19 protein-coding genes and 1 riboswitch are annotated in these 24,890 nt (G+C 43.2%); of the genes, 14 read left to right on the plus strand and 5 right to left on the minus strand.

From position 1 onward, the window contains the following. Positions 1-21 precede the first annotated feature (21 nt). A riboswitch (TPP riboswitch) is annotated at positions 22-146 on the minus strand. Positions 147-252: 106 nt separating this feature from the next. Together AOC03_RS06895 and argH are read right to left on the minus strand one after the other, a co-directional pair. Beyond that, positions 253-549, minus strand: coding sequence for an oxidative damage protection protein (locus AOC03_RS06895; RefSeq protein WP_062534498.1), 297 nt, complete (start codon positions 547-549; stop codon positions 253-255). A 157-nt stretch (positions 550-706) separates the two neighbouring features. Continuing rightward, positions 707-2,080, minus strand: coding sequence for an argininosuccinate lyase (gene argH, locus AOC03_RS06900; RefSeq protein WP_062534499.1), 1,374 nt, complete (start codon positions 2,078-2,080; stop codon positions 707-709). Positions 2,081-2,190: 110 nt separating this feature from the next. Here argH and AOC03_RS06905 point away from each other — a divergent pair, with 110 nt between their 5' ends. The 6 genes from AOC03_RS06905 (at position 2,191) to AOC03_RS06930 (ending at position 8,388) form a co-directional block, all read left to right on the plus strand. Next, complete coding sequence (locus AOC03_RS06905) at positions 2,191-3,345, plus strand: histidine kinase (protein ID WP_062534501.1); 1,155 nt, start codon at positions 2,191-2,193, stop codon at positions 3,343-3,345. 475 nt (positions 3,346-3,820) lie between these two features. Continuing rightward, positions 3,821-4,558 carry a LytR/AlgR family response regulator transcription factor gene (locus AOC03_RS06910; RefSeq protein ID WP_062534504.1) on the plus strand — a complete coding sequence of 246 codons (738 nt, stop codon included), beginning with the start codon at positions 3,821-3,823 and terminating at the stop codon, positions 4,556-4,558. Between the two features lie 190 nt (positions 4,559-4,748). Continuing rightward, positions 4,749-5,762 (plus strand): hydroxymethylbilane synthase, encoded by a 1,014-nt coding sequence (hemC, locus tag AOC03_RS06915; RefSeq protein WP_062534506.1) that lies wholly within the window; start codon positions 4,749-4,751, stop codon positions 5,760-5,762. A gap of 63 nt (positions 5,763-5,825) precedes the next feature. Then, complete coding sequence (locus tag AOC03_RS06920; RefSeq protein WP_062534508.1) at positions 5,826-6,767, plus strand: uroporphyrinogen-III synthase; 942 nt, start codon at positions 5,826-5,828, stop codon at positions 6,765-6,767. Positions 6,768-6,830: 63 nt separating this feature from the next. After that, the gene (locus AOC03_RS06925) at positions 6,831-7,850 is read left to right on the plus strand and encodes a hypothetical protein (RefSeq protein WP_062534509.1); all 1,020 of its coding nucleotides are present in this window, start codon (positions 6,831-6,833) and stop codon (positions 7,848-7,850) included. Between the two features lie 40 nt (positions 7,851-7,890). Further along, complete coding sequence (locus tag AOC03_RS06930; protein WP_084785795.1) at positions 7,891-8,388, plus strand: acyl-CoA thioesterase; 498 nt, start codon at positions 7,891-7,893, stop codon at positions 8,386-8,388. Between the two features lie 165 nt (positions 8,389-8,553). Here AOC03_RS06930 and ribBA read toward each other — a convergent pair whose 3' ends face one another. Next, entirely contained in the window at positions 8,554-9,666 is a 1,113-nt protein-coding gene (gene ribBA / locus AOC03_RS06935) for a bifunctional 3,4-dihydroxy-2-butanone-4-phosphate synthase/GTP cyclohydrolase II (RefSeq protein WP_062534511.1), read from the minus strand. A 182-nt stretch (positions 9,667-9,848) separates the two neighbouring features. Then, positions 9,849-11,138, minus strand: a complete 1,290-nt coding sequence (locus AOC03_RS06940) for a replication-associated recombination protein A (RefSeq protein ID WP_062534513.1) — start codon at positions 11,136-11,138, stop codon at positions 9,849-9,851. A gap of 292 nt (positions 11,139-11,430) precedes the next feature. Here AOC03_RS06940 and AOC03_RS06945 point away from each other — a divergent pair, with 292 nt between their 5' ends. Then, positions 11,431-11,958, plus strand: coding sequence for a type IV secretion protein Rhs (locus tag AOC03_RS06945; RefSeq protein WP_227514204.1), 528 nt, complete (start codon positions 11,431-11,433; stop codon positions 11,956-11,958). A gap of 170 nt (positions 11,959-12,128) precedes the next feature. Then, positions 12,129-13,028 carry a hypothetical protein gene (locus tag AOC03_RS06950; RefSeq protein WP_062534515.1) on the plus strand — a complete coding sequence of 300 codons (900 nt, stop codon included), beginning with the start codon at positions 12,129-12,131 and terminating at the stop codon, positions 13,026-13,028. 128 nt (positions 13,029-13,156) lie between these two features. On the opposite strand, the gene gltA is transcribed toward AOC03_RS06950, so the two are convergent. Beyond that, the gene (gene gltA / locus AOC03_RS06955; RefSeq protein WP_062534517.1) at positions 13,157-14,437 is read right to left on the minus strand and encodes a citrate synthase; all 1,281 of its coding nucleotides are present in this window, start codon (positions 14,435-14,437) and stop codon (positions 13,157-13,159) included. A 1,076-nt stretch (positions 14,438-15,513) separates the two neighbouring features. Here gltA and sdhC point away from each other — a divergent pair. The 6 genes from sdhC (at position 15,514) to odhB (ending at position 24,777) form a co-directional block, all read left to right on the plus strand. Next, positions 15,514-15,900 carry a succinate dehydrogenase, cytochrome b556 subunit gene (gene sdhC, locus AOC03_RS06960; protein ID WP_084785796.1) on the plus strand — a complete coding sequence of 129 codons (387 nt, stop codon included), beginning with the start codon at positions 15,514-15,516 and terminating at the stop codon, positions 15,898-15,900. Between the two features lie 20 nt (positions 15,901-15,920). Beyond that, the gene (gene sdhD, locus AOC03_RS06965; protein WP_227514327.1) at positions 15,921-16,307 is read left to right on the plus strand and encodes a succinate dehydrogenase, hydrophobic membrane anchor protein; all 387 of its coding nucleotides are present in this window, start codon (positions 15,921-15,923) and stop codon (positions 16,305-16,307) included. A gap of 297 nt (positions 16,308-16,604) precedes the next feature. After that, positions 16,605-18,455 carry a succinate dehydrogenase flavoprotein subunit gene (gene sdhA, locus AOC03_RS06970; protein WP_062534521.1) on the plus strand — a complete coding sequence of 617 codons (1,851 nt, stop codon included), beginning with the start codon at positions 16,605-16,607 and terminating at the stop codon, positions 18,453-18,455. Positions 18,456-18,658: 203 nt separating this feature from the next. Beyond that, positions 18,659-19,369, plus strand: a complete 711-nt coding sequence (locus tag AOC03_RS06975; RefSeq protein ID WP_062534523.1) for a succinate dehydrogenase iron-sulfur subunit — start codon at positions 18,659-18,661, stop codon at positions 19,367-19,369. A 1,121-nt stretch (positions 19,370-20,490) separates the two neighbouring features. Then, positions 20,491-23,352: a 2-oxoglutarate dehydrogenase E1 component gene (locus tag AOC03_RS06980; RefSeq protein ID WP_062534525.1), complete on the plus strand. Its 2,862-nt coding sequence runs from the start codon at positions 20,491-20,493 to the stop codon at positions 23,350-23,352. A gap of 201 nt (positions 23,353-23,553) precedes the next feature. Further along, a complete protein-coding gene (odhB, locus tag AOC03_RS06985) occupies positions 23,554-24,777 on the plus strand; it encodes a 2-oxoglutarate dehydrogenase complex dihydrolipoyllysine-residue succinyltransferase (protein WP_062534527.1) in 1,224 nt (407 codons plus the stop codon). The last annotated feature ends 113 nt before the right edge of the window (positions 24,778-24,890 follow it).

The raw sequence follows: 24,890 nt of genomic DNA on the forward strand, positions 1-24,890 counted from the left end.
GCGCGCCCTTTATACAAATATAACATAGGCTTAAGACTTCCCTGCGTCGGTACTAACCGCATCAGGTTCGGCGGGTGGTTTCTCAGCGAATGTATGATGACCAATTATCAATCAGTCAATAATACACCGCACCCCGAGTCTGTCAGTGTTGTAAATCTCCTTTATATTAGCAAACTTCAATGACAAGTCCTAGTCCTTTGTCTGCTATATTTATAAAGGGGTTATGGCGTCATATCGAGCATCGCTAGCTGCTTAGCCTTTGTTTTCAGGCGTCCAACCTTGTGGGCGCTCATAGTCTTGATTGTCCATAAATTTATCACGTTGTTCAGTTAAGAACTTTTTCGCTTCCGGATCCATCATGCTTAAATGGTTTTCATTAATCAGCATCGTTTGGTGCTCAAGCCACTCTTTCCATGCTTTATCAGAGACCGTTTCTTGTAGACCTTGACCGATTTTGTTTGGAAAAGGAGGATGCGGCATTTTCGGTAAATCCTGCTGATATTTACGGCAAAAAACGGTATTGGCTTGTGGGTTAAAAGTTTCGGTCATGAATGACTCCTGTTTATAATGGTTTTTTTAATGATGTTTTTAATGGTTTTAAGAATAAATGAGATTGCCTAATACTGTACCTGATTCTGCTCAAAAAAACACCCGCAACAATGGCGGGTATTTTTAATAGTAAAACGCTGATATTTTTAAGCAGCTGTTAAGCAAATACTTCCAAGCGAGTACGACCACGGCTAATCGCTTGCTTAACCTGATTCGGTGCAGTACCGCCCAAATGGTCACGCGCGGCAAGTGAGCCTTCTAACGTCAAATACTCGAATACATCATCGCCAATCGCATCGCTAAACTGCTGCAATTGCGCCAATGATAAATCGCTTAAATCAACGCCCTCAGCAATACCTAACGCAACAGCATTACCAACCACTTCATGGGCATCACGGAACGCAACGCCATTACGCACGAGATAATCGGCTAAGTCGGTCGCAGTCGCATAACCTTTCATCGTTGCCGCGCGCATATTTTCCTTATTAGGGGTGATATTTGGCAGCATATCAGCAAAAGCCAATAATGAACCAGTCAAGGTATCGACGCAATCGAAGAGCGGTTCTTTATCTTCTTGGTTGTCTTTATTGTAGGCAAGTGGCTGACTTTTCATCAGGCTTAATAAAGTCATTAATTGCCCAAATACGCGCGCCGCTTTACCACGAACCAATTCTGGCACGTCAGGATTTTTCTTTTGCGGCATGATAGATGAGCCAGTACAAAAGCGATCAGGGATTTGCACAAAGTTAAATTGCGCCGACATCCACAGAATGATTTCTTCACTCATGCGTGACATATGCATCATTAAAATAGAAGCTGCCGAGGTAAATTCGATGGCAAAATCACGGTCGGATACGGCATCGAGCGAGTTTTGGCAAATACCCTCAAAACCTAATAATTCAGCAGTAATAGTACGGTCGATTGGGAATGTCGTTCCCGCAAGGGCAGCACTACCGAGTGGCATTTGGTTAATACGGCGACGCGCATCAACCAAGCGTTCGGTATCGCGATACAACATCTCAAACCATGCCATCACATGATGACCAAAGCTGACCGGCTGTGCGGTTTGCAAATGCGTGAAGCCCGGCATGATGGTATCCGTATGCTGTTCAGCCAAATCTAATAAGCCACTTTGCAAACGTACGAGGAGCGCGACAATATTATCGACTTCTTCACGTAACCACAGGCGAATGTCGGTGGCAACTTGGTCATTACGGCTACGACCCGTATGCAGCTTTTTGCCGACCGCGCCGACGATATCGGTCAAGCGCGATTCAACATTCATGTGCACGTCTTCAAGCGCAATCGACCAGTTAAACTCACCGGCTTCGATTTCGCGCAGCACTTGATGCAGACCATCAATAATGGTCGCAACCTCACTTGCCTCTAAAATATCGCATTCTTTCAGCATGGTCGCATGGGCGATTGAGCCTTGAATGTCATGGCGGGCGAAGCGTTGGTCAAAGCCAACTGAGGCAGTAAAGGCGGCAACGAAGCTGTCAGTGGCTTCGCTAAAACGTCCGCCCCACATCTGTTGACCCTGACTGCTCGTCGGGCTATTTTGTGTGCTGCTGTCTGTTCTAGAAACATCTGTGCTAGAATCAGGCGCTTGTGAATTTTTATTTTGCTCGGGATTACTAGGTGTTAAAGAGTTGGCGTTCATATGAGTCTAAGACAAGTCAGGAGAATAAGACCTCAAGTATAGCAAATGATGAGGTTGCCTTACTAGCTGAGCGCTTAGAGTTTTTTATTCCCAAGCTCATGGATGTGATGAGACCTTGGCAGTGGCTTTTATATATCTTTTTTTGGTCGCTGTTTGTCACGGTTATCGACCGCCATGATTTGGCAACATGGTCAGATTTTTTGGTGAAGTTTGCCAGTCGTATTGTCCAAAACGTCGCTACCATTCTTCCCGCATTGTATCTCATTGACTATTTACGTCCGCTCTTAAAACGTGCGGATACGATCAGTGTCAGCGGGCGTATTTTACTGCTATTAATGAGTGGCGCGGCAGTTTCAGCCACGCTTATTATGTTGGTCATGATTAATATGGGTTGGCTGGTATACAATCCCAAAGCATTTTTACTCAATGTGTTATTTAATGTGGTGATTACGGGCGGTTTTACCTCGGTATTTTTATTATATTTTTTACGGCGTCATCGTGAGTTAATGACACTTAAGCAATCCTTTGAGCAAAAGCTGACCGCGCAAAACGACATCATTAAAGCGCGTATTTCTCCGCATTTTTTCTTTAATACCATTAATAGTTTGGTATCGCTAATTGAAACCAATCCACCGCGTGCCTCTGAGCTATTACAGCACGTCTCAGCGTTATTTCGGGCGAGTTTTAATGGGGTGCGTGAGATTAGCTTTGAGGAAGAAGTGGCGCTATGCGAGCATTATCTGGCGATTGAGTCGAGCCGTTTAGCGGATAAGCTGGTGGTCACGTGGCAGCTACCGGATGACGATATGATGTACGATATGGTCATTACGGCGTTGACGTTGCAAAGTGTACTCGAAAAAATGCTGCTCAATGTGGTCGAGATGACGACCGAAACCATTGTGATTGATATCATGGTCACGTGGCAGCAGCATCGCATTGTTATTAACATTACCGTGCAGCTACCCAACAAGACTTTTATAGTGACTCATGACTTGCGCCGGCATATTAACTTTCATATTCAGGCAGAACGTCTTAAGATTTTTTTTGGTCAAAGTGCAGATATTAAAAGTACAGTCACTCATAAACAGATTTTGACCATTATTGATTACCCTTTGCAAGATGTTGGGCTGTAGTTGCTGCTATTTATGACTTTTATTTGTTGCCGCGATTTTTTATTCTGCTTTGCGTTTTTATAATGGGCAGTGAGATTTTATATTCTTACATTGTTTCTCAACTATTTATATATTGTTCCCTGATATAACCTTCCTCATTTGCTACCACTTACCCATCATATTCTACATTTCCCTATCATAATGGCACAATTGTTGCATAACATATTAAGTCAACTTTGATATCGTCTATTATTTTAATCAATAAAATAATAGACAAAAGTTTTCTATAAATTACGCTTTTCTTATTCATAAATTGGCGTACTATAGATACATAAAGATTACAAATAAAACTCAAAGGGTACAAATAGAACTTAAATCCTTTAGGTTATTAGTTCTTTTCTATGGTTAAGATCGTAGAAAGATAGTAATAGTATGAAGATATACGTCACTAATGATCATAAAAAATTATTCAGTAAGCGGTTTAAAAGGAAAGTACATGCGCATTGTAGTTTGTGATGATGAGCCATTAGCACGTGAGCGTTTGGTTAGAATCGTACAAGAGTCAGGTCATGAAGTGGTGGCACAAGCGATGACGGGCGCTGAAGCCATTACCGCTGTAAAAATGCAGCAGCCCGATGTGATTTTACTGGATATTCGGATGCCAGAGATGGACGGTGTTCGCTGCGCGACGGCACTAAATGAACTGGATCATCCTCCTGCTATTATCTTTGTCACCGCTTATGACCATTACGCTATTGCCGCTTTTAAAGCCAATGCCATTGGTTATTTATTGAAGCCCGCCAATAAAGATGAGCTACTAGAAGCTTTAGGCAAAGCGAAAAACCTCAATGCCGCGCAGCTCAATGAAATTCGTAAGCTGGAAGACCCAACGGCACGACCTTTGCGGGAACATATCGCTGCCCGTACGCATCGTGGGGTGGAACTTATTAATTTGAAAGATATCTATTATTGTACGGCGGATCAAAAGTATGTGAAAGTTCATCATAAAGAGGGTGTCGTCCTCATCGATGACACCTTAAAAGAGCTTGAGCAAGAATTTAGTGAGCGCCTGTTCCGCGTACATCGTAATGCGATTATCAATTTAAGCTATTTAGATTTCTTAGAAACGATCGATTCGGGTCAATATCAGGTGCGTTTTAAAGGTATTGATGAGACGTTAGCGGTCAGCCGTCGCCACTTACCGGCACTGCGCGATAAGATTCAAAATATGTAAACCCAAGCCTAGCGCTTAACCATGTATTGTCTGCTGATAGTCTGTGCATCGTCTATTCATTGTCTATGAAGAAGCAAGCGTCTCATAAACCGCCCATATCTTAAAACCCTTATTTATGCTTAAATAGGGGTATTTTTTTGCGTCAGCGCATCGCACAAACCCTATAGTATTTATCTTATTGAGGTCATTTATGAGCACCACGCCGCAACCTACTATCAGCACTTTAAATATCGCTACTCGTCAAAGCCCATTGGCATTATGGCAAGCGGAACACATTCGTGATCGTCTGCTAGCGCTGTACCCAAACTTGACGATTAACTTGCTCAAAATTGTCACTAAGGGTGACAAGATTTTGGATACGCCATTAGCAAAAATCGGTGGCAAAGGTCTGTTTGTGAAAGAGCTTGAACAAGCGATGTATGATAAAGAAGCAGATATCGCCGTGCATTCATTAAAAGATGTGCCGATGCAACTGCCTGAAGGCTTGATGCTGGGCGCATATTGTAAGCGTGCCGCGCCGACCGATGCCTTTGTATCCAATACTTATAATAGTATCGATGAGCTACCACAAGGTGCTATCGTAGGCACGTCAAGTCTGCGCCGTCAGTGTCAGATTAAAACCTATCGCCCAGATCTACAAATCAAAACCTTACGTGGTAACGTGGGGACGCGTTTAGGTAAGCTGGATGCTGGCGAGTATGATGCAATTATCTTGGCGACCAGTGGTCTACAGCGTATTGAGCTTGACGCGCGTATTCGTGGCGAGCTGGATATTGATATGTGTTTGCCTGCTGTCGGTCAAGGTGCTTTAGCGATTGAGTGTCGCGAGGGTGATACTGAGATATTGGCATTATTAGCACCACTTAACGATGAACAAGCCCGTATTCGCCTGATTGCTGAGCGTGCGCTAAATCGCCATTTAGACGGTGGTTGCCAAGTACCGATTGCGGCTTATGCCGTGCTCCATGCGGATAATGCGAGCGACTATACGAATGATGATAACGGTAATACCTTATGGTTGCGCGGTCGCGTTGGGCAAGCAGATGGCAGTGCCTTATTAAAAGCAGAAAAGCGCGTTATGTTAAGTGGCACGCAAGCAGAGCAAGAAGCGCAAGCCAATCAATTGGGTATTGAGGTTGCAACGATGCTGCTTGCCGATGGTGCAGGTGCTATTTTAGCAGCGATCTATCATCCTGAAGAATAAACCAGCCGCTGATAATCCTTTATTATTATTTTAATTTCGTGAGTCTTATAGAGTGGTGTTTTTATGTCTCGCTCATTGTCGTCTTTGCCATCAAGTGATAGCTTATCCTCACCGTTACCCGTCGTAATTAATACGCGCCCAATAGAGCGTGCCGCGCCATTGACCTGCCATTTGCAAGCGGCAGGCTTTACGGTGGTGGACATACCTATGTTGGCTTTGCAGCCGCGCCCCGTGACTGATGCTGATATGGCACTGATGCGTCAATGGTTGGCAGGAGAATATCAAGCGCTCGTTATCGTCAGCCCAACGGCAGCAGCTTCAGGGTTGGCGGTATGGCAAACGTTGGCGCATGAAAATAAAAATGATGATGTTAATAATCAATCATTAGCAAGTTTGCCTAAACCACCGAGCCATTTAATAGCCGTTGGTGAAGCGACGGCAGCTGTATTAAATAATGTGGCGCTACCGTCTTTCAGTTACCAAGTGCTTCAACCAACGATTGCTAATAACGAAGGTATGCTGGTCATGCCTGAGATTGAAGGTTTACAAGCCGGTGATAAGCTACTGGTATGGCGTGGTCTTGGTGGACGCCGACTATTGGTGGATACGTTACAAGCGCGCGGCGTACATATTGATAGCATTGCGTGGTATGAACGTACCATGCCTGCTACGGCAAGCGCGCAATATCAGCACTGGCAACAGCAATTTAACGTCTCACATAACACGCTTATACAACGACCAAAACCTGTCGTGATTATCAGCAGTGGCACGGCATTTGAGCATTGGCTCAGCGTGGTCGAGCAAGCACAGTCTATCGATTCAGATTCCAATATAAATTTAAATACCAATACAAATTTAAACCAAGTCACAGCGCTTAAGTTATCAGATTTTTCCTACGTGGTATTGGGTGCGCGTTTGGCGGATATGCTTGCCGAGCGGTCTCTTAGTTATTGGCGAGTAGAAGATTTAGCCCCTCAGACCATTTTAGCCGCCCTCCAATCCTAATGGCACAACGCTAAATTTTATTTTTCTTTTATTTCCAAATCTATTAATAACGGTACTGCCTCTATGTCAACCGAATTTAAGACGTCCTCTCATGCGCCTACGGCAGGTCAGCAGCGCCAGCAAGCCAGTGTTTTATTATTGCGTTTGCAGTGGTTACTGATGTTGCTAATGATTGGCGCATTGCTATGGATGTATGTCAGTCAGCAGCGCTTTCAACAGCAGATGAATGAGCGCTTGCAAAGCAATGAGCAAGTGGTGACGCGGTTGAATGAAATGGATGACCGTCTTTTTGCTATTAATCAGCAAAGCTTAGCTGAGCCGAACACCGCCACAGGTATCACAGGTATCGGTAGTCAAGCGCAAAACCAGCTGGATTTATTGCGGATTCAAATCCAAGCAGCGGACAGATTGCTGGCTGATAGTGACTATCAGAGCGCGATTGGCTTATTACGTGGACTGCAATGGCAGCTATCACAAAGCAGTAATGAGATTGCCCCAGCGTTGACCGTGGTAATTACACAAAGCTTGGTCAAAGATATTGCACGTTTACAAGCGCAGAGTACCCAGCCTAACCCGTGGCAATTACAAAATATTGCTATCCAAAATATCCAAGAGTTTTTGCACAGCCATGAGCGCAATGATAGCCATGAGCGTAGTAATATCAATACGGCATTGACCCGCCAGCAATTGACGATTCATGAAGTCATTATGACCCTGAATTTAGCCAGTCAAGCCAGTAATATGCGTGACCAAAACCAACTTACCGAATATTTACGTCAAGCCCGCAATGAATTGCAACTGTTGGTAGTCGATGCGACTGCTACGACCAAAGATAAGGCGCAAACTACCAATAAGGCGCTTAGCAATCAGCCTGTTGTTAATAATAAGGTAGCCAAGGATACGCCCGCAGCAGCCAAATTATCGAGCACCGACTCCGGAGCTGACAGCCAAAATAGTATCGTAACAATGGCAGCGCCAAAAAATATACCAGAAGTGATTGCAGGGCTTGATAAATTAATTGCCAATGCCCCAACGTCGACACCGTTATTAACCTCGCAGATTTTAGATCAGTCTAAACGCTAAACTTTTTAGACGTAAAAAAACAAAAAATAGGCAGTGAACGATGAATAATAAGAAACTCACCCGCAATACTTTTATCGACGTACAGGGGAGTGGCGCTGAGGTACCACAAGAATTGGCGGGTTATCCTATTATTTATAATCAGCCCATACATTGGGGCGAAATGGATGCGTTTAGCCATTTAAATAACGTGGTGTATTATCGTTATGCCGAGTCCGCGCGTATCGCCTATCTACAAGCGTTAGGTATGTTCGATGGTAATATGGTGACCGTACTGGCGCAGTCGAGCTGTCAGTATTTACGTCCAGTCACGTATCCTGATACCTTATTATTAGGCGTGCGCTGTCAGCGTTTGGGCACGACCAGTATTGCCATTGAGTACAGTTATTATAGCTGTGCGCAACAAGCCATTGTGGCTATTGCCGATGCGGTCATCGTGCGTTTAGATAGCAAGGGCAAAAATAAAGTACCGTGGACTATTGATGAGCGCGCGCGTTTGGTCGAGTTGGAGAACAAGGTGGGGCATAGTCCTAAGTTATAACTATTTTTTAACAGTCATCTGACGGTTATGTTTTTAAACTGATTAATAACTATTTAATAAGTCTGCAAAAAGGCACGCTAACGGATGCTAGCGTGCCTTTTTTATACTCTGTTTTTTACACTATAAGCATCGCTATAGTAGCAATGCTTATTATGGCATTAACGCTTATTTTTGCTCAGGTGCATGAACAAAATCTACCACGTTTAACTCAAAGCCTGATAAGGCATAAAATTTCATTGGCGATGATAATAAACGCATATCACGCACGCCTAAATGGCGCAAAATCTGTGCGCCAACCCCAATACTGCGGTACGGCTGTTGGGTAATGGTCGAGAGCGCCTCATTGGCGGCAGCTTTATCTAACGCATCACCCAAGTCAATCGGCTGATTACTGCCAATCCATACCAACACCCCACGCTCACTGGTACTGATTTCTTCTAACGCTGACTGTACACTCCAGCCACTACGTCCGGTGGCGTCATTTTTAGCGGCAAACAAATCACGTAAAGGATGCAGACCATGCACCCGTACGGTGCTGACACCCGTGCTCACATCGCCTTTAACCAAGGCTAAATGCGTCTCGTCCGCACCAAATTCACGGAAACGGTACAAAGTAAACGTACCATATTCAGTGGCAAATGGACGCACTTCGACTTCTTCAATCGTTTGCTCATTGGCAATACGATAGTTAATCAAGTCAGCAATCGTACCGATTTTAATGTCATGTTCTTTGGCGAATATTTCGAGGTCATCGCGGCGTGCCATCGTACCATCCGCGTTGATAATCTCAACGATAACGGCTGCTGGCTCAAGTCCGGCAAGACGCGCTAAATCACAACCGGCTTCGGTGTGTCCTGCACGATGCAAGACGCCGCCATTTTGCGCCATGATAGGAAAAATATGACCCGGTTGGACAATGTCGCTAGGCTTCGCGGCTGATGCCACCGCCGCCTGAATGGTACGCGCGCGGTCTGCGGCTGAAATACCGGTAGTCACGCCTTCAGCGGCTTCAATAGATACCGTAAAGTTGGTGCTAAATTTTGCCTCATTGCGGTCAGACATGAGTGGCAGCGCAAGCTGTTGGCAACGTGCTTGTGAAAGTGTCAAACAAACCAAGCCACGTGCATGGGTAATCATAAAGTTAATATCTTCAGGGCGTACATGGGTCGCCGCCATGATAATATCGCCTTCATTTTCGCGGTCTTCATCATCCATTAAGATGACCATTTTACCAGCACGAATGTCGTCAATAATGTCAGGAATGGTATTTAAACTCATAACAGTCTCAGTATTTTATTATTTATAAATATATAGCAGATAGGGGTATTAAAAATACTCGTGGTCTATTGTAACAGTTGATTGAACCGTGTGCTGTAGTGCTTAGTAAAAGTCATTTATCATTAAAATAAAAGTACGACAAGGAGAATGTTAAGAGAGTGACTACTTACTTATTACCAGCCTTATTGATTACTGGCTGCTTGGTTTTTTAGCCAGTCCATAAATTGCTTACTGTGTTGCTCGCGCTGATTGTCTGCAAATTCATAAAAACGAGTACCGACTAAATTATCTGGCAAATAGGATTGCGGATAATAGTGATTGGGATAATGGTGCGGATAAGCGTAGCCTTTACCATAGCCTTCATTACGCATGAGTTTGGTGACGCCATTACGCAAATGTAGTGGTACAGGAGAAGCATCCTTTTCTGCTAATGTCATCGCGGCATTAATGGCATTATAAGTGCTGTTGCTTTTGGCACTGGTCGCTAAATAGACCACTACTTGTCCTAAAATAATGCGCGCTTCGGGCATACCAATGGATTGCACACTACGCAATGCCGTGTCGGCGAGCAATAGGGCATTGGGATTGGCATTGCCGATATCTTCACTGGCTAATATCACCAACCGCCGTGCGATAAAATCAGCAGGCTCACCGCCTACTAGCATTCGCGCCATCCAATATAACGCAGCATCAGGGTCAGAGCCGCGCACCGATTTTATCAGCGCTGAAACCATATCATAATGCTGCTCGCCATCTTTGTCATAACGTACCAATGCCGTTTGAGCCACGCGCCCAATTAATGCGTCATCAATAATGAGTGGCGATTGTTTTGGGTCAGCGGTTTGAATCGCTAACTCTAATAAATTTAACGCTTTACGGGCATCGCCATGCGCCAATTCACTGATAAAGTGCTCAGCTTGTAAGTTGATATCAAGGCATTTTAGCTGATAATCTTCAGTAATGGCACGCTGTAGCACCGTTGCAATTTGCTCCGCGCTCAGCGGCTCTAAACGGTACACTTGGCAGCGTGACAGCAGCGCATTATTGACACTAAAGGAAGGGTTTTCCGTGGTCGCGCCAATCAAGGTAATGTCACCTGATTCCACCGCACCTAACAAGGCATCCTGCTGTGCCTTATTAAAACGGTGAATCTCATCAATAAATACTACCGGAGACTCAAAGTTCAATGAATCTTTACTGTCTAATACCTCGCGCAATTGCTTGACGCCGGTATTGAGCGCCGATAACGCATGAAAAGGTCGTCCCACCGCCGCGGCAAGTAACATCGCAATCGTGGTTTTACCAATACCCGCTTCACCATGCAAAATAATCGATGGCAAATGCCCTTGCTCAACTAAACGTCGTAGCGGCGCACCCGTTGCTAATAAATGCAGCTGTCCAATAATGGCATCAAGGGAAGTAGGGCGCATGCGCTGCGCAAGGGGCGTATCGGCATGGAAAGATGATGACATAAGGCACTCGCTACTAAAAAAGAGGTTTGAAAAATGACCATAAAACCAAAGACGATAAAGCCAAAACAGGCAAAATAACTACTCAAACAGACAAAACAGGTAAAACAATAAATAGACTAACGCAAAACCACGTTAAGGAAAGTCACGTAAGTGTACAGCTTATGTCCTAAGCGCTTTTAATTTAGCGTTATCAGCCCTATTAATGTCGTATCGATAATAACGAATCATCTTATAACTATAATGCGACATCGAATCATACATCGAATCATAGATATGGAGTCAACTACTCACCATGCCAAGGCAAAACGTTAATTCATCTACTAGCCCGTCTGAACCATCAAAGCGACGTTGCTTATTTTTTCAATTCCATCCAAAGCAGACACGCAAATTAAATACGGCGGAAATTGCCCTTGCGCGCTCGGTATTTGGTGACACTATTCAGCTTGATAACGTACAGCTAAAAACGGCATGGTGGGTGCTGAAGACCTATGCCGTCAGTCCTAACGGTAATATTTATTTTAATCGTGCGGATTGGATTGTTGACTTTACCGCAGAGTCACTACGCAAGCAAAGTTGGCTCATTCATGAGTTGACGCACGTTTGGCAACTGCAGCAGGGACTTAATGTCGTGCGCGGTGCCTTATTGAATCGGCGTTATAGCTATGAATTAATAGCGGGCAAGCCCTTTTTTAATTATGGTATTGAGCAGCAAGCGCGCATGGTGCAGGATTATTTTGTACGTCAGCAGCGCGGTCAAGATTGTGAATTACTGGTGGCATGTATTCCATTTTTACAGACTAAAACCAGTGCTAATGCGTAGTGTACGAACACCGTATTTATAGTGTCCTCTTCAACAACGACTAATAGCCGCCATGATGTTTGTCTCATGATTTATCAATACAATTGATGAACGCAATTTATGAACGCAGCCAATACATATACATATTTTCACCTTTAATTTTTAGCTTTTAAAATAGGAACTGTGCCGTGATGTTTACGTTTTTGACACCAACGCCTGATACCGCCTTTCATGATAGGGCAATGGTTAATCGCAAAGTGACCAATCATAGACGGCAAAAATCTACGCTTCTTGCGACTATGTTGGCAGGAACCTTATTGCTCAGTGCTTGCCAGCCACAAACTGAATCAACGACAGAAAATAGTACTCCCAAAACCACAGAGCAACAGCAAACTGATGCGAACAAACCCATTGTACAGAGCGACTCAGCCGCTGCTCGTATCGCGCAGTTCCAACCATTATATGTCACGCAGATGCAAGGGTTACAACGGCGCTTGCAAGCAGAATATGCATCGCTCGAAGCCGCAGATGCCGCAGATATTGGCAACGTCTCATTAGCGCCTCATGCAGATGGCTCATCACCTGAAACGGATAGTAACGCTAAAGCCCAAGCAACTATTGCCAGCCCAAAAACTGACTCAGAAATAAATACTAGCACTGAAGTGGGTGAACGTGATTTAGAAGTGTTAAAACGCCTGAGTCTTGAGCCCCGTGAACCAAAAATTCTGACCGAAGCTCAAATCATTAAAAGTTACCAACACGCTTTGCAAGCCCTTTATCAGCCCGCATCAGAAGCATTGAGTGCACAAGACGCAGATACGTTGTTAAATATCGCTACTTTAATACCACAGCTATTTGAACATTCTGAAATTGCCGAACGCTTGACCATCAAAAGCCCTGCGCTTGGTCGCTTAATCATACAGCATCAAGTATGGCAGCAAATAGAAGTGCAACAGGCGCTCGATATGCAACAAATGAAACGCAGCCAGCAACAAGAGTTTGAAGGATTAATGAGCAAATTTGATGAGACCATTAAAGGCTATGATGAACAAATTGCTAAATATGAGCAAACGCTAAAAGAGTTTAAGTAAGCCTGAGATATAACAAACTATCCTTAAGAAAAATTAATTTATAACAATAGTCGATATCATTTCCCATAAAAAATCCTGCACATGGCAGGATTTTTTATTAAATTAATATTATGAACTGACGTCTATACTTATTTACGGTCTTCGATTTCAACGAAATCGCGTTGCGTCTCACCAGTATATAACTGACGTGGACGACCGATTTTGAACGGTTCACTGTGCATCTCTAACCAATGGCTGATCCAACCAGAGGTACGTGCTAATGAGAAGATAACGGTAAACATTGACGTTGGGATACCAATGGCTTTTAGAATGATGCCAGAGTAGAAGTCAACGTTTGGATACAAGTTACGCTCGATGAAGAACGGGTCTTCAAGGGCGATTTTCTCAAGTGCCATTGCCAGCTCAAGCTTAGGATCGTTGATACCTAACGCGTGTAATACTTCATCACAAGTTTCTTTTAATACTTGTGCGCGTGGGTCAAAGTTTTTATAAACACGGTGACCAAAGCCCATAAGCTTCACTTCACGGCTCTTCACTTTTTCCATAAATGCAGGAACGTTTTCAACCGTACCGATTTCATCTAACATCTCAAGAACAGCTTCGTTCGCGCCGCCATGTGATGGACCCCATAGCGCAGCAATACCCGCAGCGATACAAGCGTAAGGGTTTGCACCCGTAGAACCAGCCAAACGTACGGTAGACGTTGAAGCGTTTTGTTCATGATCGGCATGCAACGTGAAGATTTTGTCTAATGCTTTAGCGATGATTGGGTTCACTTGGAAATTAACATCAGCAGGCGTTGCAAACATCATATAAACAAAATTTTCCGCGTAAGTAAAGTCATTACGTGGGTACATGAACGGTTCACCCTGTGAGTATTTATAACTCATCGCGGCAAGCGTTGGCATTTTAGCAATTAGGCGAATCGCAGTGATTTCGCGATGGCGCACGTCGTTAACGTCGAAGCCTTCATGGTAGAACGCTGATAAAGCACCAACGACACCAACCATAATTGCCATTGGATGAGCATCGCGGCGAAAACCTTCGAAGAACTTACGTAATTGATCGTGTACCGCAGTATGGCTATGAATTTTTTTATAAAACTCTGTTTTTTGCTCAGCGTTTGGCAGCTCACCATGAATCAACGCATAAGCGACTTCTAAATATTCAGCATTGTTCGCCAACTGATCGATAGGATAGCCACGATACAATAGCTCACCTTTGCCGCCATCGATAAACGTAATTTTTGACTCAACAGGAGCCGTTACCATAAAGCCTGGATCATAAGTCCAGTAGCCCGCTTTTTGAAAAGCAGCGACATCGATAACTGACGGACCTAAAGTACCTTCAGTAATAGGAAGTTGGTAATCCTTACCATCTACTGTTAGGGTGGCATTATTCTCAGCCATAATTTCCTCTCCATTGGTTTTTTAGAGTAAAGATGCTATCGACATATTTCGTCGCGTTATCACTAGTTAAATACACAAACATTTATTCAACTAATTTAATAATCTGGTTATCTTAACAGTAAAGCTGCAACATTTGAAAAGAGTTTTCGCAGCAGATCGCCCAATTTACGTGCTTTCGTGGCAGTTACTGACTGTAATTTTTGTATCAAAATATGTCTGGTTCGTAATTTTGCATGATTTTTAACGTTTTTACGAACCAAGAGAATGTTGGTTATCCTGATAAAGACTGAATCTTTTTAATAAGATATGGATGATAAGTTTTAGAAAAAAATTGGGCAAAAATAGACAGGGCATACCTAACAGCACATTCATGTCATGATGTTTTGTCTGATAATCATAAAAATTAAAATGTTATTCATGTGAGTAAATTCTCAATTTTTGTTCATATTAGAGATATGTTTGCTATTTATGGGATAAGTTTGTAATTAATGGTCAGCCATTTTATAATTAACATGATTGAATATCGCTCATTTTATGCAAATTAATCCTGTTTGTACTTATTAATAAAATAGCTAATCTATCTTGTAACACTAAACGCTCGCATTTGTAACATTGTATGCTCGCATTTTTTGTTACGATTGATCAGATATTTTATACACTTAACCAAGGTTTATTGCTTGAATGTTGCAGTTAATTGTTCTATTTTTATAGTGGTAGTTGTGTAGTTTTTCTTAATAAAAGATGATTAAGCAGTGCCATATTTTTTGTGCTAAGGCAATTATTAGCATTGACCTGTCACTTATAGAATCGCTATTGCAATGAATGACGATGTGAATTTAGAACCTATAGTGATTGTTAACTATTTTATAAAACCGTTCAGCAGTAGCATTCACTGAATATAAGTGCACGATTAATAATGCTTTATTACGTATTATGAATGTGTACGAGAGTAACAATATACGACCGTAATAAAGTCAGCCAGCTCTTCCTTATTTTATTCGTCTCGTGTGGGGTTAGGTGTGTGTGGTAGCCGATTACCAAACCATAAGCCACTACTCGAGTATAACCGCAAAAGGATGCCCGCTTTGAAAAGCAACCGACCCATAAATCTGCCTCTGAGCCAAGTGATTAGCGTTAATAGATCACCGATTGCGATTGCTTCAATTCTGCATCGTATATCTGGCATTATCTTATTTTTACTGATTCCTGTCATGTTATGGCTATTACAGAATTCTTTGGCGTCGCCTGAGAGCTTTGAGACGGTGTTCGATAACGTACTCGTACGCTTTTTGGCGTGGATATTTGTCGCGGCCATTGCTTATCACTTTGTGATGGGTATGAAGCATTTATTTGCTGATATGGGCACGAACGAAGAATTTAAGTCTGCAAGTACGGCGTCTATCGTCAGCTTCGTGATTGCCGCCATTCTAATTGCCGCGTCATTTGTATGGGTGATGTTCTAATGATTAAAAATGATTCAAGTATCAAAAGCGCCACCGGTCTGACCAGCTCAGGCTCGCGTGATTGGATTGTCCAGCGTATCAGTGCCGTCGTGCTAGCGGTTTACAGCGTGGTACTACTCGGGTTCTTTTTGACACACAGTAATGTAGATTTTTATCAATGGTCAGCATTTATGAACAGCTTACCGATGCGCCTATTCAGCTTGGTGGCTATTTTATCCCTTGCCGGTCATGCTTGGATTGGAATGTGGACGGTATTTACTGATTACATTACCACAGGCAAGTTGGGCGCAGGCGCATCAAGCCTACGTTTAGTATTACAGACATTGATGATTATCGCCATTTTAGTTTTTCTATTTTGGGGCATCATGATTTTTTGGGGTAATGGCTTCGGTGTCGTTGCTGTTTAACTTTTAAATTAATTTTTAAACCTTTATTGACCGACCTTGTGTATGGACTGATTTCGTGGTCAGCTTTGTTTGCCACTTAAGTCCTGAACAGCAATAGGTCACTAGCCAGATTAACGTCATCAAACAGTGTTGAGCGGGTTCATATTCTAATCAGCAACACACTATATAACGATGATTATGCAAATTTTAGTAAGTGGTTGAAGGCTGTTTGAGGAATACTATTTCTTGGTTTTATCCTTTAATTAAGCAGCTTTTGTATTTACTTCACAGGCATTAACAGGCATTAGGAAAACAGTAATGGCGACAAGACAAGATAATACGATTAGCAACATCAAAACCCTCAATTACGATGCGGTCATCGTAGGCGGTGGTGGTTCAGGTATGCGAGCATCTTTGCATTTAGCGCAAGCGGGCATGAAGGTGGCGGTAATTACGAAAGTGTTCCCAACGCGTTCACATACTGTTGCTGCTCAAGGTGGCATTGGTGCTAGCTTGGGTAATATGAGTAACGATAACTGGCATTTTCACTTTTATGATACCGTTAAGGGCTCAGATTGGTTGGGTGACCAAGACGCTATTGAGTTCATGTGTCGTGAAGCACCAAAAGTGGTGTATGAGCTTGAGCACATGGGCATGCCATTTGACCGTAATGAAGATGGTACGATTTATCAGCGTCCGTTTGGGGGTCATACGTCAAACTACGGTGAAAAAGCCGTCCAACGTGCTTGCGCTGCGGCTGACCGTACAGGTCACGCATTATTGCATACGTTATATCAAAAAAACCTTGAGCAAGGAACTGAGTTCTTTATCGAGTGGATTGCTCTTGATTTAATTAAAGATGACGCTGGTAATATCAATGGCGTGATTGCGATTGAGCAAGAAACTGGTACGGTTGCGGTATTCCAATCTCCAGTTACCGTACTGGCAACAGGCGGTGCAGGTCGTATCTTTGCCGCCTCTACCAACGCTTATATCAATACCGGTGACGGTATCGGCATGGCAGTGCGTGCCGGGATTCCCTTACAAGATATGGAGTTCTGGCAGTTCCATCCAACGGGCGTTCATGGTGCAGGTGTACTATTGACGGAAGGTTGCCGCGGTGAAGGCGCAATCTTACGTAATAAAGATGGCGAAGCCTTTATGGAGCGTTATGCGCCAACCGTAAAAGACTTGGCACCACGTGACTTGGTTTCTCGTTCTATGGATCAAGAAATCAAAGAAGGTCGTGGTTGTGGACCTAACGCTGACCATATCGTAATGGACATGACCCATTTGGGTGTTGAAACCATTATGAAGCGCTTGCCATCGGTATTTGAGATTGGCAAAAACTTTGCAAACGTTGATATTACCAAAGAGCCGATTCCGGTTATTCCGACTATTCACTATATGATGGGCGGTATTCCTACCACCATTCATGGTCAAGTGATTACACCGGATTTAGAAGCCGGTACGGATGAGGAAGGCTTATATACTAAAGGCAATGTGGTTAAAGGTCTTTACGCCATTGGTGAATGTGCTTGCGTCAGTGTCCACGGTGCTAACCGTCTAGGTACGAACTCACTACTTGATTTAGTGGTCTTCGGTCGTGCCGCTGGTAAACATATTGTTGATGAATTCCATCATGCTGACCATGACTATAAACCATTAGATCCTCATGTACTTGATAACACGGTTAAGCGTCTGGATAAATTGCAGCAGTCAACCTCAGGCTACAATGCGCAAGAAGTGGCGGATGAAATTCGCTCAATCATGCAAACACATGCTAGCGTCTTCCGTACCCAAGCCATGATGGATGAAGGTGTCAAACAAATTCTTGCCTTAGAAGATAAGATTGACCAAATTCATCTTGCGGACAAATCACAAGTCTTTAACACCGCGCGTATTGAAGCTTTTGAAGTGGCAAATTTATATGAAGTAGCGAAAGCGACCATGGTATCGGCAGCACATCGTCATGAAAGTCGCGGCGCGCATAGTGTGGCGGACTATGACCGTCCTGAAGATGATGACTACGCACCAAACGGTCGTAACGATCACGACTGGATGAAACATACCTTATGGTATGCTGAAGGTAACAAAATCATCTATAAACCAGTGCGTAAAATTCCACTGACCGTAGATTATGTTGAACCAAAAGTTCGCGTCTACTAATTCGTGTAATGATTAGCAAAATAAGTAATCGTGTATGTTATAGGCACGAATATCTTAAACGTGTTATCCCTTATTAATTTATTAAAAAGGTGACCGCTAGCAACAATATTAAGTCAGTGCTATCGCGATAAAAAAAATTGCTCTAGTACTGACATAAGAAATTTTTTGTCTGCCCGCCATCACCTACGTGTGGAGTTTAGCTTATGAGCCGTGGTACTCGCACCATCGAAATCTATCGCTACGATCCTGATCAGGACGCCGCGCCGCGTATGCAAACCTATACGATTGAGCTACTTGACTCAGATCGTATGTTACTTGACGTGTTATTACGCCTAAAAACGCAAGATGAAACCATTACTTTCCGTCGCTCGTGCCGTGAAGGCATTTGTGGCTCGGATGGTATGAATATCAATGGTAAGAATGGTCTAGCATGTCTTATCAACATGAATACTTTGCCTGAAAAAGTAACCGTTCGTCCATTACCGGGTTTGCCAGTGGTTCGCGACTTGGTCGTCGATATGAACCAGTTTTACGAGCAATACGAAAAGATACATCCGTTCCTAATCAATGACCAGCCAGCGCCACCAACCGAGCGTTTGCAGTCACCTGAGCAACGGGAAAAAATGGATGGTTTGTACGAGTGTATTTTATGCGCTTGCTGTTCAACCAGTTGCCCCTCATTTTGGTGGAACCCTGATAAATTCTTAGGGCCTGCCGCTTTATTAAATGCCAACCGTTTTGTTATGGATAGTCGTGATACGGATACGCGCGCGCGTCTGGCACGTTTAGACGACCCGTTCAGCTTATTCCGCTGTCGTGGCATTATGAACTGTGTCATGGTTTGTCCAAAAGGTTTGAACCCAACCAAAGCCATTGGCAATCTACGTAACTTGTTGATTGATCAAGCCGGCTAAATGCTGGTATTTCTAAACCCTAGTATTTAACGTTATATTGTATAAATAAAAAAACACCGTTCGATAATCGAGCGGTGTTTTTTTATTATCAGCAAGGCAGTGGATAACTAAAGTAGTGGGTAACGAAAGCAGCAAATAACGAAAGCATTAGATAAATTACCTTTATATAACGGCTAGATAACGGAATGTAAATATAGAATAGTATCGCGTTGATCGCCTGTAAGCATTCACATTTTTACTTTAAACTACCATTATCATCATGCAATTATATAAAGTGCTTAGAAGTCACAAATAACGCTAATATAATAGTCTTACTCACTAACTTAGAAAGCTGTAATAATAAACTACCAAAAAAATATGAATATCTGTAAACTTGTGATAAAAATATTACAATAAAAGTGCTATCATAGCAGCGGTAAAATTTATCTGCTCTTAATCAAGACTGATTTTAGTCTGAGGTAAGACTTGTACAGCAGTGGCAGAAGGTACAAACATAGTAAGAATGTTAGCGATAGTGACTATTTATTATATAAATACCTAGTATTGAACAAACAAACTATGTCAGGTTATTTATCCATGCTACCCTAGATAGCAATGTATGTTTGGCACAAAAACAGCGTTTATTGGTCAAGGAAAGACTTTTGCAGCAGGAAATAGCTGATTTATCGGCTAGCTGAACGAAATAACTGATTACTAAGGCTTTTATTGAAAAGTATTAGTGGTTTGGGTTATGGCTGATGTCAGTATATATAGATTAATTTTGTGGAACGAGGCAGTAAACAAGACCGAACGTTCGCAAATAATGAAGACTGTAACCGGTACTTAATTAATCATTACTTAATAGAGTCACTTTATTAATCATTACTTAATAGAGTCACTTTGCGTTTATCGATTTGATAGTCATAAAGTGGGTCATACTCTAAAATTTTATAAATGCAAATCTTATAAGATTTAGGTACGGTAGATAAGTGTTACAGTCAACAATAGCCCCTACTAGCAATCGCTTTCCTAGCAAACAGTACTCCATGGTAACCGCCAATTTGTCTAAGCGCCCAGCATACGACGGATCACACAACAATAAGCACGATTCCATTCATTTATCTATCAAATAGACGATTATTATGAATAGTATAACTAAAAAATCAGCCGACACCGGACAAACCGAACTCGCTGCTGACAATGCCCATTACATTGAATCCCTCTATGAGCAGTTCCTAAGCGACCCTGATAGTGTCGATGCGGATTGGCAAGATTATTTTAAACAATACCAATCTCCTAATGACGCTAAGCATAACGCGATTCAAGACCAGTTTTTACTGCTTGCGCGTAATCAAACCGCTAATAAAGGAAAGCCGGTAGCCACTGGTACTGTCGGCTCATCGAACGCTGCCGACCCTAAGCAAATGGGCGTACAACAGCTTATTTCTGCTTATCGTCGTCGTGGTCATCGCCGCGCGAAGTTGGATCCATTAGAGCTGCATCCACGTGCTGCGGTTGAAGATTTAACGTTAGCCTATCATGGTCTATCGGATGCTGATCTTGATACCGTATATTCTACGGGCGATTTAAGTATTGGTAAGTCTGAAGCACCATTACGCGAAATCATCGAGATTATGGAGCGTGTGTATTGCCGTCATATCGGTATTGAATACATGCACGTGACTACCAGCACTGAAAAGCGTTGGATGGAAAAATATCTAGAAACCAACCACGGTCATATCATATTCGATAAAGAAAAGCGTTTGTCTATTCTTGAGCGTTTGACTGCGGCTGAAGGTCTTGAAAAATATTTAGCGCGTAAATATACGGGTGTGAAGCGTTTTGGTCTGGAAGGTGGCGAAAGCTTTATTCCTGCGATTAACGAAATCATTCAGCGTGCTGGTGGTTATGGTACTAAAGAAGTCGTCATTGGTATGGCGCACCGTGGACGTTTAAATCTTTTGGTTAACGTGTTGGGTAAAAACCCCGCTGACTTATTTGATGAGTTTGACGGTAAGGTACAGCCAGAAAAAGGCTCAGGCGACGTTAAATACCACAACGGTTATTCTTCTAACGTCATGACCCCAGGTGGCGAAGCACATCTAGCGTTAGGCTTTAACCCTTCGCATCTTGAGATTGTGTCACCAGTCATCCAAGGTTCAGTACGTGCGCGTCAAGTGCGTCGTGATGATACTACTGGTAACTTAGTACTACCGATTGTTATTCATGGTGATGCGGCATTTGCTGGTCAAGGTGTGGTACAAGAAACGTTCCAGATGTCACAAACTCGTGCTTATACCACGGGCGGAACAGTACGTATTGTTATCAATAACCAAGTCGGCTTTACTACCAGTCGTCAAGAAGATGCGCGTTCGACTGAATACTGTACTGATGTGGCGAAAATGGTACATGCGCCTATCCTACACGTAAACGGTGATGATCCTGAGTCTGTCATCTTTGCCGCGCAGCTTGCGCTTGATTACCGTCATGAATTTGGCAAAGATATCATTATCGATTTGTTCTGTTATCGCCGTAACGGTCATAACGAAGCCGATGAGCCATCAGCTACCCAACCGCTTATGTATGCGGTCATTAAAAAATTACCAACGACGCGTACACTGTATGCGCAAAAACTGATTGCAGAAGGTGTTATCACTGCGGCAGATGAAGCAAGATACGAAGATGAATATCGTGAATCATTAGACCGTGGCGAATATGTAGCGAACTCTCTGGTTCTTGAACCGAATACGGAGATGTTTGTTGATTGGACGCCTTATTTAGGTCACGACTTGGTTGACGAATGGGATACCAGTGTTGATATCGAAAAATTAAAAGCGTATGGTCGTCGTATGGCAGAAATGCCAGAAGGCTACAAGCTACAGCGTCAGGTTCAAAAAGTTGTTGAACAGCGTTTAGCCATGCAAACTGGTGAAGAGCCATTAAACTGGGGTGCCGCGGAAACTTTAGCGTACGCTACTTTGGTCGATCATGATGAAGTGTTGGTTCGTATCACTGGTGAAGATGTGGGTCGTGGTACGTTCTCACATCGCCATAGTGAATTGTTCAATATGGACGATGGCAGCATGTATGTGCCACTTGCTCATATGAGTGAAACGCAAGCGCGCTTTGCCACTTATAACTCGTTATTGTCAGAAGAAGCGGTACTGGCTTTTGAATATGGTTACGCCACTACCGTTCCAAATGCTTTAGTTATCTGGGAAGCGCAGTTTGGTGACTTCGTCAACGGCGCGCAAGTGGTTATTGACCAGTTTATTGCCAGTGGCGAGACCAAATGGCAGCGCGTTTGCGGCTTGACCATGTTGTTGCCACACGGTTTTGAAGGTCAAGGTCCTGAGCATTCTTCAGCGCGTCTTGAGCGTTTCTTACAGCTGTGTGCAGAAGAGAATATGCAGGTCATTACCCCAACGACCCCAGCACAAATATATCATGCGCTACGTCGTCAAGCGGTACGCCCAAGCCGTAAGCCAATGATTGTTATGTCACCGAAGAGCCTACTGCGTCATAAGCTTGCGACTTCACAGTTAGAAGAATTGGCTAACGGTAAGTTTGAGACGGTATTACCAGAAATTGATCAGCAAAATGCCGACAAAGTCACACGCTTAGTGCTATGTGGTGGTAAGGTTTATTATGACTTACTAGAACAGCGTCGCGCGTTAGGTCTTGATCATGTGGCAATCGTTCGTATCGAACAGCTCTATCCTTTACCAGAAAAACGTTTGATCGCTGAAATTGAAAAATACAGTAATCTAGCTGAAATTGTCTGGACGCAAGAAGAGCCATTGAACCAAGGCGCTTGGTATTATCTAGCACCGCACATGTACCGCATTGTTGTCCCGCATCCAACCAGAGCAAAAGTAATGGAGCCGGTTGCGCGTCCTGCAAGTGCAGCACCTGCGACAGGTTCTGCAAAAATACATCTTCAGCAGCAGCAAGCATTAATTGCTGGTGGACTTGGTATTAGTGTTGATGAATTGGCTAAATAATTTATCTGAACAAGAATCACTAGTACCAAAGCTAGCAAGATAAAAGCGACTAACACAAGTTATATCAATCAGGCGATGGCAGTCAGGCACTATCAAACTATTCATCAGGTTGTATTATTAATAGTGCAACCTATGATAAATACTGATTGCCCATCACGACTTAATAATAAATAGTAATATCCAAATCTAAGGAGTATATCGATGGCTGAGATTAAAGCCCCCGTTTTTCCAGAATCGGTTGCCGATGGCACAATCGTTGAATGGCATGTCACTGAAGGTCAGCAAGTTAACCGTGATGACTTATTGGCTGAAATCGAAACTGATAAAGTGGTATTAGAAGTTGTTGCACCTGACAATGGTGTTGTGACTAGAATCGTCAAGCACGTTGATGATATCGTTTTGTCTGATGAGTTGATTGCAGAATTTGAAGCTGGCGCAAGCGCTAGTGCAGCACCTGCAGCCGCTCCAGTTGAAGAAAAACAAGCGACTGATGGCGGCGCACCAGTACAAGCAACTGCTAGTACCGGCGGCGTAGAAGCTGATCATAAAGATCAAAGCCCAGCAGTGCGCAAAGCGGCTAAAGAATCTGGCGTTGATCCTAAAGCCGTTGAAGGTAGTGGTCGCGGCGGTCGTGTTACTAAGAGTGACATGAGCAGCCCAACCTTAAAAGCTGACAGTAGCATCAAAACTGACAGTGGTCGTCCTGTCGCTGAATCAGTTGGTGAGCGTAGTGAAAGTCGTGTTCCAATGACGCGTTTACGTAAGACAGTTGCCAATCGTTTACTAGCCGCGTCTCAAGAAACGGCAATGTTAACCACGTTTAACGAAGTCAACATGAAGCCGTTGATGGATATGCGTAGTAAGTATAAAGATCAGTTCGAAAAGCGTCATGGTACGCGTTTGGGCTTTATGTCGTTATTCGTAAAAGCTGCAACAGAAGCATTAAAACGTTTCCCAGCAGTGAACGCATCGTTAGATGGTAATGATATCGTCTATCATGGTTACTATGATATCGGTGTTGCGGTATCTTCTAATCGTGGTCTTGTCGTGCCAGTATTGCGTGATACTGATCAGATGAGCATGGCTGATGTTGAAGCCAAGATTCGTGAGTTCGGTGGCAAAGCACAAGAAGGTAAACTTGGTCTAGATGATATGACTGGCGGTACGTTCACCATTTCAAACGGCGGCGTATTTGGTTCACTCATGTCAACGCCTATTTTGAACCCACCACAAACTGCTATTCTTGGTATGCATGCTATTAATGATCGCCCAATGGCGGTTAATGGTGAAGTTAAAATCTTACCAATGATGTATCTTGCCTTGTCTTATGACCACCGTATGATTGATGGTAAAGAAGCGGTACAATTCTTAGTTACTATTAAAGAGTTGGTTGAAGACCCTACTATGCTACTTTTAGATCTTTAATTTTTTAAGCTTGTATTGGTAATGACCGATACAAGCTTTTTATCTTTGTTAACGATAGCTATCTTAGCTATTATTTATATCTTATTGCCGTGCAGGCAATGACCTGAGCTAAT

It is taken from the genome of Psychrobacter urativorans (genome assembly GCF_001298525.1).
GTDB lineage: Bacteria > Pseudomonadota > Gammaproteobacteria > Pseudomonadales > Moraxellaceae > Psychrobacter > Psychrobacter urativorans_A.